At 52.6% G+C, this 13,658-nt stretch carries 12 protein-coding genes; all 12 read left to right on the top strand.

Going from position 1 to position 13,658, the window contains the following annotated elements; genetic code table 11:
- Positions 1 to 17: 17 nt before the first annotated feature.
- The 12 genes from D3878_RS14655 to D3878_RS14600 all read left to right on the top strand — a co-directional run bounded on the left by D3878_RS14655 (position 18) and on the right by D3878_RS14600 (position 13,496).
- On the top strand, positions 18 to 1,976 hold the full coding sequence (locus D3878_RS14655; RefSeq protein WP_158592275.1) for an AMP-binding protein: 1,959 nt from the start codon (positions 18 to 20) through the stop codon (positions 1,974 to 1,976).
- 76 nt (positions 1,977 to 2,052) lie between these two features.
- Positions 2,053 to 3,216, top strand: a complete 1,164-nt coding sequence (locus tag D3878_RS14650; protein WP_119786165.1) for an acyl-CoA dehydrogenase family protein — start codon at positions 2,053 to 2,055, stop codon at positions 3,214 to 3,216.
- Between the two features lie 59 nt (positions 3,217 to 3,275).
- Positions 3,276 to 4,076 carry an enoyl-CoA hydratase/isomerase family protein gene (locus D3878_RS14645; RefSeq protein WP_119786164.1) on the top strand — a complete coding sequence of 267 codons (801 nt, stop codon included), beginning with the start codon at positions 3,276 to 3,278 and terminating at the stop codon, positions 4,074 to 4,076.
- Between the two features lie 64 nt (positions 4,077 to 4,140).
- Positions 4,141 to 4,908 carry an SDR family NAD(P)-dependent oxidoreductase gene (locus D3878_RS14640; protein ID WP_119786163.1) on the top strand — a complete coding sequence of 256 codons (768 nt, stop codon included), beginning with the start codon at positions 4,141 to 4,143 and terminating at the stop codon, positions 4,906 to 4,908.
- 54 nt (positions 4,909 to 4,962) lie between these two features.
- Positions 4,963 to 5,589, top strand: a complete 627-nt coding sequence (locus D3878_RS14635; RefSeq protein ID WP_119786162.1) for a TetR/AcrR family transcriptional regulator — start codon at positions 4,963 to 4,965, stop codon at positions 5,587 to 5,589.
- Positions 5,590 to 5,881: 292 nt separating this feature from the next.
- Complete coding sequence (locus tag D3878_RS14630) at positions 5,882 to 7,087, top strand: acetyl-CoA C-acetyltransferase (protein ID WP_119786161.1); 1,206 nt, start codon at positions 5,882 to 5,884, stop codon at positions 7,085 to 7,087.
- Positions 7,088 to 7,136: 49 nt separating this feature from the next.
- Entirely contained in the window at positions 7,137 to 9,257 is a 2,121-nt protein-coding gene (locus D3878_RS14625) for a 3-hydroxyacyl-CoA dehydrogenase NAD-binding domain-containing protein (RefSeq protein ID WP_119786160.1), read from the top strand.
- 453 nt (positions 9,258 to 9,710) lie between these two features.
- Positions 9,711 to 10,892, top strand: coding sequence for an acyl-CoA dehydrogenase family protein (locus D3878_RS14620; protein ID WP_119786159.1), 1,182 nt, complete (start codon positions 9,711 to 9,713; stop codon positions 10,890 to 10,892).
- A 58-nt stretch (positions 10,893 to 10,950) separates the two neighbouring features.
- Entirely contained in the window at positions 10,951 to 12,009 is a 1,059-nt protein-coding gene (locus D3878_RS14615; protein WP_158592274.1) for an acyl-CoA dehydrogenase family protein, read from the top strand.
- Between the two features lie 50 nt (positions 12,010 to 12,059).
- Positions 12,060 to 12,869: an enoyl-CoA hydratase/isomerase family protein gene (locus D3878_RS14610; protein ID WP_119786157.1), complete on the top strand. Its 810-nt coding sequence runs from the start codon at positions 12,060 to 12,062 to the stop codon at positions 12,867 to 12,869.
- 27 nt (positions 12,870 to 12,896) lie between these two features.
- A complete protein-coding gene (locus D3878_RS14605; protein WP_119786156.1) occupies positions 12,897 to 13,241 on the top strand; it encodes a DUF4286 family protein in 345 nt (114 codons plus the stop codon).
- A 57-nt stretch (positions 13,242 to 13,298) separates the two neighbouring features.
- Positions 13,299 to 13,496, top strand: a complete 198-nt coding sequence (locus tag D3878_RS14600) for a hypothetical protein (protein WP_119786155.1) — start codon at positions 13,299 to 13,301, stop codon at positions 13,494 to 13,496.
- Positions 13,497 to 13,658: the final 162 nt, after the last annotated feature.

Below are 13,658 nucleotides of genomic sequence, written 5' to 3'. Positions count from 1 at the left end.
AGATGAGGACATGGTACATGCGTAATTCGGCTTCTGATATATGGCATCCTGACGAAACGTGGCTGACGATCTCGAACCTCGTGACTTTGATGCGCCGCTTGGGAACACCATCTTACGATGTGTTTCTCAAGCTATCAGTTGACTCTCCAGAGAAGTACTGGGAAGCAACTTTGGAGCATCTTGGCATTCAATTTGATCCGCCTGCGGAGCAGTTCCTGGATGTCTCAGAGGGTAAGCCATGGGCAAAATTTTTCCCTGGTGCTGGCTTTAATTTCGCCGCTGCCTGCGTGCGGCCCCCGGCTGATTGCCCGGAACGGGTTGCGCTAAGCTGGGAAAGCGAGGACGGACGCTGCGGAAATATGAGCTACGTCGAGCTGGAGAAGCGTACGCGCCAATTCGCTGCCGGCTTGCTAAAGCTGGGAGTGAAACCAGGAGACCGTGTCGGCCTGCTGTTTCCGAATATTCCCGAAGCAGTGATCTCCTTCCTCGCCATCTGTTACATCGGCGCAATCGCGGTACCTCTGTACAGTGGTTACGGAGTGGATGCCATCGTGAGCCGTCTTATGGATGCAGAAGTGATCTGTCTGGTTACCGCGGACGGATTCCTGCGCCGTGGCCGATATGTATCTCTCGCCAAATTGGTTAGTGCCGTGCAAGAGCGCATATTGTCGCTCGAAAAAGTGGTCATGGTGCGCCGCGAAGGTGACGCGGTAGTACCGTTCCCTTTCTACGATTGGCATATCATCGAGAACAATGGAGATGTCGCTACGGCTGCGCCTACCGCTGCAAACGATCCGTTCATGGTGATCTATACCTCCGGCACCACAGGAAAACCGAAAGGCGCGGTTCACGTGCATGGTGGATTTCCATTAAGAGTGGCACAGGACGTCGCCTACCTGTTTGATTTCAAAGCTGGCGATCGCTACTTCTGGATGAGCGATATGGGCTGGATGGTCGGTCCGTTCTCGATTTGCTCAACGTTGATGCTCAAAGGTAGTTATGTGATTTACGATGGATCACCGGACGTGCCCGATATCGGGCGCTTGCGCGACATCGCTGCGCGCCATCGCGTTACACATTTCGGTAGTTCCCCCACCTCAGTGCGCGCCATGGCGGCCGATGAGAACGTCGCACTGGCACCAAATGCGAGCGATTTGCGGGTGCTGATGACCGGCGGTGAAGTGATGGACGCCGATTCCCATCGTTGGTATTTCCAGCGTTTCGGTTCGGGAAATCTGCCTATCATTAATTATACCGGCGGCACCGAAGTTTCCGGCGCAATCCTCACCAATGTAGTCGTCCGACCGATTGCACCTTCGCGCTTCAACAGCACGGCTCCCGGCGTGAGCGCCTGCGTTGTCGATTCCACCGGCCAAACAGTGCATGGAGCACCAGGAGAGCTGGCGATCGCACAGCCCTTCGTCGGGATGACACGCGGCTTCTGGCGCGATACTGAGCGCTACCTCGAAACTTACTGGTCGCGCATGCCCGGCTTATGGGTGCATGGAGATTTGGCAGTTGCAGAAGAGGACGGGCAGTATCTTTTGCTTGGCCGTTCCGATGACGTGATGAAAATCTCTGGGAAACGGGTCGGCCCTTCCGAAGTGGAAGGCATCGTCGCCGATGGAAAATGCATTACTGAGGCGGTGGTGTTTGGTGTGCCAGACGCTCGTAGTGGCGAGGCCATGGTGGTACTGGTAGTGCGGGGCAGTGATCAGGAATATCCGGACGGACTGGACCAGCAGGTGACCACATTGCTGCGGGCAGCAATGGGGCCGACATTTCGACCCCATGCCGTGGTGCCAGTGCAGCGGATTGTGAAAACGCGTAATGGTAAGGTAATTCGGCGGCTCGCGCGCCAAGCCTGGCTGGGAGAAGCGCCCGGAGACCTTAACTCGGTAGAGGACCCAACGGTATTCGGTGAAATGGCAGAGTCTTGCCGGCTCTATCGGGAAGAACATGGCCGCGGAAGTTGATTGTAGAGGCAAACGGGGGGGCGGGCTGCATGCTGACCGGCCTCTGGCTGTTACTAATTAATATGGAAAGAATTTTATGAGCATTCAATATTTCAATGAAGAACATGAGCAACTGCGCCGACTCGTACGGCGCTTTGTTGAGAGCGAGATTAAGCCTTACGCTGATGAATGGGAAAAAGCACGAATGGTGCCGCGTGAGGTCATCAGGAAGATGGGTGAACTAGGATTTTTTGGGATTCGTGTGCCAGAGCGATTTGGCGGCGCCGATATGAATGTCCTTGGCTGGGTGGTGCTAGCCGAGGAACTGGGCCGATCGACCTTTGCGGGAGTGACTGGTGTGGCTACAATCCATTCCATAATGGCAGCGCCTCACCTGCTGCATGCAGGTACCGAAGCCCAGCTTGAAAAGTACATGCCCGGGATAGTCACGGGGGAAATTCTTACGGCGATTGCAGTCAGTGAGGCCGATGCCGGATCCGATGTCGGCGCAATTCGTACGCGGGCTGTACGTAGCGAGCGCGGCTGGGTGCTCAACGGCTCCAAATTCTATATCTCCAATGGCGTCAATGCCGACGTCTATTTCGTTGCGGCGCGTACCGACTCCACTGCAAAAGGTGCCAACGGAATCAGCATGTTCATCGTCGAAAAGGGAACCCCCGGATTCCGTGTCGGCCAGCAACTCGAAAAGATGGGCTATCACTCCAACGACACGGCGGAGCTGATTTTTGAGGACTGTGTGATTCCTCATGAAAATCTATTGGGCGTTGAGGGAAAAGGCTTCTATGCCGTCATGAAGAACTTCCAAAACGAGCGCCTCGTGCTTACTGCATCCAACGTCGGCGAGGCGATGACGGCCCTTAAGATGACGATCGACTACGTGCGCGAACGGAAGACCTTTGGCTTGCCGCTGATCGAACGGCAAACAATTAGCCATCGCCTGGCGATGTTACATGCGCGCGCCGAGGCAGGCAGGCAGCTTGTCTATCATGCTGCATCGCTACTTGCGAAGGGTGAGCAGGCGGTTCGGGAAGTGTCCATGTGCAAGGCCTACTGGGGCGAGTTGGTCAATGAGGTAATGTACACATGCCTGCAGTTCCACGGTGGATTTGGCTATCTGCGCGAGGGGAAAATTGAGCGCATGGCGCGCGATGCTCGTCTATGCTCGATCGGCGGTGGTGCAACTGAGATTATGCTCGATGAAATTGCAAAGCGTTGGGACGACGTTCCATACTGGATGTAGATATATGTCGACCACACAATGCTGTAACTAAGCGCTGCACACAATTTCAGGGAGATTTTATGATTGATGCGATTCATGACAACGATGCACCGGAGATTTTGATAGAACGTCGGGACGGGGTGGCAATCCTGTTGTTCAATCGGCCACGTGCCGCGAACGCGCAAGGTTTTACTTTTGGTGGCGCCCTCTTATCAGCGCTAGACGAGATAGAACGGGACGATTCTGTGTCCGCGATCGTGATCAGTGGCGTTGGGAAAGTTTTCTGCGCAGGCGGAAAAATCGGCGAGATCATGAAAGTAGATGGCGTGGATATGGAAGAGCAGTTGCGGGCGATCCGACAAACCTTCCGTGCCGTCCAACGCATTCGGGAGCACGATCTGCCAGTAATCTGTGCGCTCAACGGTGCAGCGATCGGCGGTGGTGCAGCATTGGCGCTGGCGTGCGATTTGGTGGTGGCAGCGGAGGAAGGCTCGTACTCTTTCCCATTTGGCCGTCTCGGTGCTGCTGCTGCGGACATGGGATGCGCATATCTACTCCCCCGCATTGTTGGTACCGCGCGCGCGAAGCAAATTCTGTTGACTGGCGCCACGATCAATGCCCATGAGGGAAGGGCGGACGGATTGTTTGTCGATGTGGTGCCTCGTGCAGAGGTTCTGGATACTGCGGTCGCTTTAGCCCGCAGTATTATCGCTGCCGGGCCCAGGCGAGCTGTAGCTGCGACAAAGCAGATACTGCTTCGAGGCGAGTCGGCGGACTACGCTACATGCACCTCATATGAGCTTTACCTACAGTGCTATATGTTGAGCACCGACGGGCATAAGGAAAGGCTTAAGGGTTTTCTCGATAGTCGGAAAGCGTAACTTCTCTATGCACACACGTGCTGGGGAAATGATGTTCTGAGGGATATGAAAGAACTATTGCATTATGACTAATGTAAAGCACGATTTTTACGGAAAGGTAGTCCTGGTAACCGGAGGTTCATCCGGAATCGGCCGGGCCGCAGCTCTCAAGTTTGCCAGTAGTGGCGCGCAGGTGATTGTTGCTGACGTCGCCGAAGTCGCCGGCAAGAAGGTCGCTGAGGAGGCCTTGTCTTTAGGGGGGCAAGCATTATTTGTGCATGCCGATGTAAGTCGAATGGACGCTTGTCAGGCTCTGGTGGACAAGGCTATATCGCATTTTGGTCGACTGGACTTTGCCTTCAACAATGCCGGTATTATCGCTCCACTTTGCCCGGTGGGAAGCTGTAGCGAGGACGTTTGGCACAAGGTACTCAATGTAAATCTCACCGGTGTGTTCAATTGCTTGAAGTGTGAGGTAGCGGTAATGAAAGCGCAGGGAGGGGCGATCGTCAATACTGCTTCGGTGATGGGTTTAGTTGGCGCTCAGGGAGCAGCAGCCTACTGTGCGTCAAAACATGGTGTGATTGGTTTGACAAAGGCCGCGGCATTAGACTATGGGCGAGATGGAATTCGAATCAATGCAATCTGTCCAGGCTTTGTCGACACGCCAATGATTGAAGGCAATGGAACTAACGCAAACAAGTCCGCCACGGTCGCCAGTCGTAGGGCAGCGATCCGCCGCCTGGGAACACCTGATGAGATCGCCGATTCGGTGCTATGGCTTTGCTCTGACGCGGCTTCGTTTGTTACGGGGGCGGCGTTAAGCGTCGATGGCGGCTTCGCTGCATGTTGAACCGTCTGTTGGATGCAATTCAACACTTTGTTTATTTAAAGGTATCAAGTTCTAATGTCAAGAATTCGCGCTGATGACTATGAAGAAAAAAAGAATGGCATCCTAAGTGTCGCAGCAGCGCTATTTGCTGATCAAGGTTATTCCGGTTGTAAGATGCAGGATATTGCCAAGGCATGCAACGTCTCAAAATCGATGCTTTATCATTATTTTGAAAAAAAAGAAGATGTTTTGTACGAGATACTTAGCCAGCATCTATTGAGAATAGTTACCTTGTTCGAAGAATATCAACCGGATTTGGGCACTAACGAAACCGATATTAACCAATATTTTCGTACGTGCATTGCATTGTACTTGGAGCGATCGAAGGCTTCGCGCGCGCGACATGTCGTCGCGTTGCATGACCGAAGATATCTAACGTCCGAACAAAAAAGCAAGATCGTTAAACTGGAACGAGACATTCTAGATCGCGTTAGTACGGTATTGCAAAAGGTTGATAGCAGTTACGAGCAAAGCGAGTATCGAGCGCATTCGCTACTGTTAATCGGCATGATGAATTGGGTTGAACTCTGGTATCGGAGTTCAGGAAAGATATCTCCCGACGATTTCTACGATAAGGTGACAAACCTTTTCTTGCATGGATTCGTGAAAGAGCGACGTGGTGTCGGGGTTAATGCACGATAAGTGGCCTAGATTCAAACAAATCCGCTAGTCAAAGATTACCCAAGTAGTATTTATTACGGCAAACAAGGCGACAACGCATTCTAGCAATGATTGTGCACAGGAAAATACCCCAAGCGGCGTTGACCTTTCTGAAATTCGCGCCGGAGAAATAGCCTCTGTTGAAAAAATCTGGAACGCTATAATTTTTTATTAAAGACCGACAAGACGGTATTATTAACGTGGTTCGGATTGCACGGTTTTTCGCGTGTTAAAAGAAACTGGAATTTCAATCAATATTCATGAAAGAGGCGTGATGACTGAAGCGTACATATTTGATGCTGTACGGACCCCACGCGGTCGAGGCCGCATTTCCGGAGCACTCCACGAAGTTGCTCCAGCACGCTTGGCAGCAACGACGTTGCGCGAACTACGCGAGCGAAGCAATCTAGACACCCGCATGGTCAACGATGTGATCCTCGGTTGCGTTGAGACGATTAACGAGCAAGCTGCAAACGTCGCTAAAGCCGCAGTTTTCGCGTCCGGCTTCGATCCCTCTGTGCCAGGCATTCAGGTAAATCGTTTTTGTGGATCCGGCCTTGAAGCATGCAATTTCGCAGCAGCGATGGTGAAATCAGGACAAGCCGAGCTGATCGTTGCCGGCGGTGTTGAGAGCATGTCTCGCGTGCCGATGTTCTCTGCCGGTGCACCTTGGGTGACTGATCCGCAAATTACCATTCCACATCGCATTATCCCGCAAGGCGTCGCAGCCGACCTGATCGCGACAAAATGGGGATACGGCCGTCAGGAAGTCGACGTGTATGCAGCCGAAAGCCAACGACGTGCAGCACATGCCTGGCGTGAAGGATATTTTAAATCCATAGTGCCAGTGCGTGACTGCAACGGTCTGATCATTCTCGAACGCGACGAACACATGCGGCCGGATACGACGGTTGACAGTCTGGCGATGCTGGAGCCGTCTTTCACTTCGCAAGGTGAAACGCTGGGATTTGATGCGGTTGCACTGCATCGCTATCCAGAGCTTGCGGGAGTGAATCATGTTCATCACGCGGGCAACTCATCAGGTATTGTAGATGGTGCATCTGCGGTGCTGATCGGTAGTGCGGCTGCAGGCAAAGCACAGGGGATGAAGCCGCGCGCACGGATTCGTTCATTCGGCACGGTAGGGTCGGAGCCAACCATCATGCTTACCGGCCCGGCAGCCGCTGCCCAAGCGGCCTTGCGTCGAGCCGGCCTCAATGCAACTGATGTGGACCTTTATGAGTGCAACGAGGCTTTTGCAGCAGTGGTTCTACGCTTCATGGACGCGCTCGACGTCCCGCACTCTAAAGTAAATGTCAATGGCGGTGCCATCGCCTTCGGCCATCCGCTTGGTGCAACCGGCGGCATGCTTATCGGCACTCTGCTCGACGAGCTCGAGCGACGGGATCAAAGCATCGGTGTCGTCACAATGTGTGTTGGGGGTGGCATGGGGTCGGTCATGGTGATTGAGCGTGTTTGAAACACTTTCTGTGAAAACCTTTGAATTTGGACAACTGGAGAATATTGGAATGATCGAATACTGCGTAGACGACGGTATCGCGACGCTTACCTGGAACGTCACCGATCGCCCGATGAATGTTATTAATCAGGTATCGGCAGAGGCATTTGGCGTTGCTGTGGAGCGGGCAATTGCGGACGAGCGCGTCAAGGGCATAATTATTACCTCTGACCGTCGCGAATTTGTGGCAGGCGGGGACTTGCAGTTAATCCTTAATATTAAGACTGCCGAAGAGTCTATGTCTATTACCCATAGGCTGAGCGCGACCCTGCGAACATTGGAGCGCTCCCCAAAGCCCTTTGTTGCGGCCATCAATGGCAGCGCACTGGGCGGGGGATTAGAGATCTGTCTGGCCTGCCATCGCCGCATCGTAGCGGACAATCCAAAAATTGAACTTGGTCTGCCTGAGGTTACCCTTGGACTGCTACCTGCGGCCGGGGGCACACAACGACTTCCACGAATGATTGGGATAAAGCATGCACTGCCCTTTCTGACAGAAGGTCGTAGGCTCAATCCACAGGCAGCGCTAAAAGCTGGACTCGTCGACGAGATTGTGCCGGCAACCACATTGCGGGAGCGTGCGCGTGAGTGGTTGCTTGCCGAAGGTGCGCTACACGTTGTAAAGCCTTGGGACGAAAAAGCCTTCAAATTTCCAGGCGGTGCCGTTCAAACAAGCGGCGTACAGCAGATCTTCGCCGGAATCGCTGGTCAGACGCTCGCTAAAACGCAAGGTATCTACCCTGCACCTGAAGCAATCCTGGCGTGTATTTACGACGGTTGTCAAGTTGACATTGATAGCGGCCTCAAAATCGAGCAGCGGCACTTTGCGCGCCTGGCGATTTCAGTGACTACTAAAAATCTGATTCGCACTAAATTCTTCTCCATTGGGGAGGCCAACCGCCTTGCTCGTAGGCCCAAGGAAATTCCGACCAGATCGTTCCGCAAAGTGGGCGTTCTTGGCGCGGGGATGATGGGGGCCGGTGTGGCTCATGTGAGTGCTGTCGCCGGTCTCGACGTAGTCCTCCTCGATGTTAGCGTTGAATCAGCAAAAAAAGGGAAGTCCTATTCTGAGAAGATTCTGAGCAAACAAGTCGCTAACGGCAGGATGGATCTGGAGACGCGCGACCGGATCCTGGCCAGGGTATTGCCGACGGATGACTATTCAATGTTATCTGATTGCGATATCGTCATTGAGGCGGTATTCGAGGATCGTCAAGTCAAGGCGGAAACTACCCGCCGTGCGGAAGCGGTACTCCCGGATGATGCCATTTTTGCCTCCAATACTTCGACACTACCGATCACGAGCCTGGCGAGCGCATCGAAACGGCCGCATCAATTCGTCGGGCTGCATTTCTTTTCACCTGTCGAAAAAATGCCGCTCGTGGAAGTGATCCGTGGCGAAAGCACCGGCGATGCCGCGATTGCGCATGCGATGGATTTTGTAAAGTTGCTGCGCAAGACGCCAATTTTGGTAGGTGATTGCCACTCGTTCTATGCGAATAGAGCGTTCGGTCGCTTACCATACGAAGCGATGATCCTTCTGCAAGAAGGAGTGTGTCCCAATTTAGTCGAAAACGCTGCCCGGCAGGCAGGAATGCCAATGCCAACGCTTGCTCTTGTCGATGAATTTTCAATCGAATTGCTATACAAGGTCCTCAAACAAAATCGTGCGGATCAAGGGGATTCATATGTTGAGCAAGGACAAGACGCAGTCTTGGTTGCGATGGTCGAAAAATCTGGCAGGCTTGGCCGCAAGAATGGAAAAGGGTTTTACGACTACACGCCTGACGGCAAGAGAACACTCTGGCCTGACCTTGCTCAACACTTCCCGACAAGCACAGTACAACCAAGTTTGGAAGAAGTGACAAAGCGCCTCATGTATGTTCAATCTGTCGAGGCCGCGCGGTGTGTCAGCGAAGGCATCGTGACTCCGAAGGACGCCGATGTTGGTTCATTGCTTGGATGGGGATTCCCTGCCGCGCTCGGTGGCGCAATTAGTCAAATTGACACAATCGGTGCAGAGCAATTTGTGGCTGAATGCGATCGTATGGCTCAAATCTATGGCGAGCGCTTCGAAGTGCCAGCGCAACTACGAGAAATGGCTGCCTGCGGGGAGCGCTACGTAGCGTAAGGGATTTAGTTGAAATCGTTCTTCTGATGTCTCCTCTCTAGCGCCTTTTCGCTAGGGTTTTTCCCGCTGTCGATTGTGCTTAAATTCAACCGGCAGCGGGATTTTTTTGACTCAGCTTGCATATCTGCAATTCTGCACTCGGCCCATAGTGGATCAAGCAGCGTCTGGTGTCGTGTCACCGCCGGGTCAGTCGGCTGGTCAGTTCTGGCAACTTCAGGGAATGACTTGTATGGTACTCGCGAGTGCGAATCGGATGCCATGATGGCACTTTTGGTGTGTGCACTTCATAAGATCGATCCACGTATATCTCATCAAATAAATTGCATTGACAACCTTCAGAAGGGCCTGTTATTCTAGTTATTAAATAGACCGTTGTGTCGGACTATAAATTGAAGTGTAAGGCGCGGCGATCTCTCACCATCGAACATCGGGAAGAAAAAAGGGGCAAACACAATGAATTTTCTGCTCACAGAAGGACAGCGCGAATTTCGTGCCGAGCTCCGTTCCTGGCTCCAGAAAAACTTGCCAGAAAACTGGCGCAACGGCCGTTTTGTCGAGCCATTAACCGAAGCGGGGCGCGGTGAGGCGCTTCGTAAGTGGGAACGTAAGCTCTACGAAGCTGGATATGCAGGGCTTCATTGGCCGAAGGAGTATGGCGGTCATGGTCAAACGTTAACTGAACATTTTATTTTTGGCGAAGAAAGCGGGCGTGTTGCTGCGCCAGAAGGCATTAACCCAATCGGACGCGAGTTGGTCGCTGGCATGCTGCTGCATGCCGGCTCTGAAGAGCAGAAAACGCGGTTGCTCCCGCGTATCGCGGCATGTGACGATATCTGGTGTCAGGGATTCTCAGAGCCGAATGCTGGTTCGGATCTCACATCCCTCAAAACTCGTGCCGTTCAGCGAGATGGCATGTGGATCGTCACGGGACAAAAGATCTGGACAAGTTATGCGCAGCATGCCGATATGTGTTTGCTGCTTGTGCGAACCTCAACGGAAAAGAAGAACTACCAAGGATTGACCTTAATGGCGGTGCCAATGACTTCGCCGGGCATTACCCGGCGCGGCATGCAGCAACTTGACGGTACTTGGGATTTCAATGAAGTGTTTTTCGACGAGGTCGCGGTGCCACCGGAAAACGTATTAGGGCCTGTTGGCGAGGGATGGGCTGTGTCTGGCGCCGTTCTCGCAATTGAGCGCGCTACAACAAGATTGTATCGGCAGCAGCGGTACCTGAATGAACTGCAGCACGCGTATCGAATCGCCAAGAGGCGGCGTCCCAATATCGACGAGTCGGATCTTGCCAGGCAACAAATTGCTGAGGCGTACAGCCAGTTGTTAGTGCTGCGGGCTCTCAATGTACGCTTTGTGGGGAAAATTGTCGCTGGGGAGAAAGTGGGCTCTGAGGCAAGCATACTTAAGCAATGCTGGAGCCACTTTCATCAGAACTCCACGGGAATCATTGCTGACCTGCTTGGAGAGGATCACTGGTTCCCGGAAGAGGATTCCCTTGGCAGCGAACGTTTTATGCCAGTGTATTTTCATTCGAGAGCGGAGACTATCTTTGCGGGAACGTCAGAAATCCAAAAGGACATCATTGCCGAGCGCCTGCTGGACTTGCCGCGCACAAGGTAGTCTTAGTTTGTAATGTGGTCATTCACGAGATACCGAAATTTTCGTCATGAGGTGGTTTATGTATAAATTTGTCACAGACGAGCACCGCATGATCGGTGAGACGGCCCGTAGGCTTTTCAGCGATCTTGTAGCTGAGGACTCGGCGGAAATTCAGCACGGAATGGGACGTATCAACAGTATGCAGGTTGGGCGTGCGTTAGTTGATCTCGGCATTTTCCCCTCTTCCGCCGACGATTCTTCAATGGCATCGGCGTTGGTGCAAAGCCTCGTGGCATTGGAAGCGGGCGCCGCCTGTCTCCCCTTTCCGGTGCTTGAAAACCTCGTTGCGAGTGCGGTAAGAGTGCAAAGCAGCACGCCGTCAATCGCAAGTTCAGAGGTGTTTTTTACCCTGCCCGGTTCTGACTGCGATGGGCACGAACGACTGGTTATGGAAAATGGTCGCCTCAGCGGTTCGGCGAGGCTAGTGCCATATGTCGATTTGGCGACGCGCACATTTGCCGTTGCAAAACAAGGGAATAATACCGTCCTGGTAGAAGTGAACATGGTAGGCAATGACATCGGGCGCGCGCAACGTCGCACGGTAGAGATAGATTATCCGGTGCAAGACATTATCTTTAAAAATTCCGTTGGCAGTGTGCTCGCAGCGAATACAGATAGCAACACCAGTCTCGTAAAACTTTTTGAGCAGCGGTCGAGCCTGCTGGCTGCAGCAGAAATCGCCGGTGCCTGTCGGCGCATGGTCGGAATGACTAAAGAATACCTGTTGACACGGACGCAATTTGGCCAAGTCCTAGGAGCAAATCAAGCGCTGAAACATGCTCTTTCAGACTGCCATGTAAGTGTTGAAGCATTGGTGGCGAGCATAGAATACGCTGCTGCAGCGATCGATGCGGAAGATGTTGATGGGGAAGCTGCAGTGTGCGCTTCCAAGCATTTTGCAACAACAGTTGGCAAGTCCGTCGCTGAGTGTGCTCTTCAGCTACATGGGGCAATTGGCTACACCATGGAGTTCCCTTTGCATCGACTCATGCGGAGAGTATACCGACTTGGCGTATCTCATGGATCGCGTCCAAAGCAAGTCAACCGCTTGTTCGACACTTTTCAACGGTGTGCCTGACACGCGTTCTGCTACACCGGCATCAATAACCTAACCTCGAAAGTCTTACTATGACGAACCGCTATGAACGCTATTCAAGTTTGAAGTTTGATCGTCCGCATCCAAAGGTGCTACGTATTATCCTGAATTCGCCGCTTAAACTCGGCGTAATGGATCCTGTTATGCATCGCGAGTTGTCAGAGATTTGGACGGATATCGATACCGACCGAAGTGTCAACGCCGTGATTATCACTGGTACCGGAAAGTCATTTTCGGCCGGCGGCGATCTCGAGCACGAACTTAAGGTAGCCAAGGACTATGACTTGCGTATGCAGGCAATGAAGGAAACCAGGGATCTTGTATACGGCATGATCAATTGCTCCAAACCCATTGTGAGCGGCATCCGCGGATGGGCTGTAGGTGCAGGGGTCGCCTGCGCACTATTGGCCGACGTGTCAATTGCCGCAAAGGATGCGAATTTTATGGACGGACATACGAAGATCGGTGTTGCGGCAGGCGATCATGCTTTGATCATCTGGCCGCTCCTCGTAAGCATGGCCAAAGCAAAGTATTACCTCATGTGCTGCGAGAAGCTGGATGGCGCTGAAGCAGAACGCATCGGATTGGTGTCTATGGCAGTCAATGACGAGGAAGTTGAGAGTCATACAATTGCGGTCGCAACAAAGCTAGCAGAAGGCGCACAGGCTGCGATCAGGTGGACAAAGTATTCTCTCAACAGCTGGGTGCGAAATGCTTCCCCAATTTTTGACGCCTCGGTCGCCTATGAATTTATGGGCTTTGCCGGGCCAGAGGGTTGGGAGGGCATGCAAGCTTTCCTGCAAAAGCGTCCTCCGAATTTTCCAACCGAAACGACGATATAACATACTAAGTTATACAGGAGAAAAGTGATGGCGAGATTTATTCTGGCTGCATTGAGCAATCCAGTAAATGGCAAGGAAAATGAATGTGGGGATTGGTATGACCAAACTCATATTCCGGACATGCTTGAGGTGCCTGGGGTGCTCAGTGCGCAGAGGTTTCAGTTGTTGCGTCTCGCGCCTTCTAAGACGTTTCACCAGCGCTACTTATGCCTCTACAATTTTGAGGCAGAAAACGAGGAGAGTGCGAAGGCGATCATTGAAATTCTGAATAAGCAGAACCTTCCACTGAGCACCGCACTGGCTGTCGAGACAGTAGCATTGGCCGTGTATAAGGCTACGGGGCCAGAGCAGTGGAATGAGATATTGAAGTGAGTTTCCCAGTACAGTTTCTTTCTCTAATATGGCTTGATGCACGCGATGAAAAATGGCATGGAAGAATTTGGTAGGCCAAGTAAAGAAAAAGTAAGGCTTTGGTTAGTGGATCGCCTGCGAAAAAAGCACCCGCCACTTGACGTAAGGCAGATCCAGGTCGAGATTGGATGGCGGTCCGTTTCCAAGCCGGCGCTTGATGAGAAGATTTGCGAAATTGCGAATTCTCCAATAGGTGCTGCTTTTGAAAGAAAATAGATGTACGTGAGGGGGAGACCAGCGTTCGCCAAATTTGTGTTCGTGAAACCTCGCCAATCCACGCTTGATTCATCAATTGCCACGATATTCAACAACGCGGGGAGATGGCATGGCTCGCGGGGGTGGGCGCGTTCGACCATGTCTATCCGCAATGTGCTGATA

It is taken from the genome of Noviherbaspirillum sedimenti, assembly GCF_003590835.1.
In the GTDB taxonomy this organism is placed as follows: domain Bacteria; phylum Pseudomonadota; class Gammaproteobacteria; order Burkholderiales; family Burkholderiaceae_D; genus Paucimonas; species Paucimonas sedimenti.
This window is presented reverse-complemented; position numbering and strand designations above follow the sequence as displayed.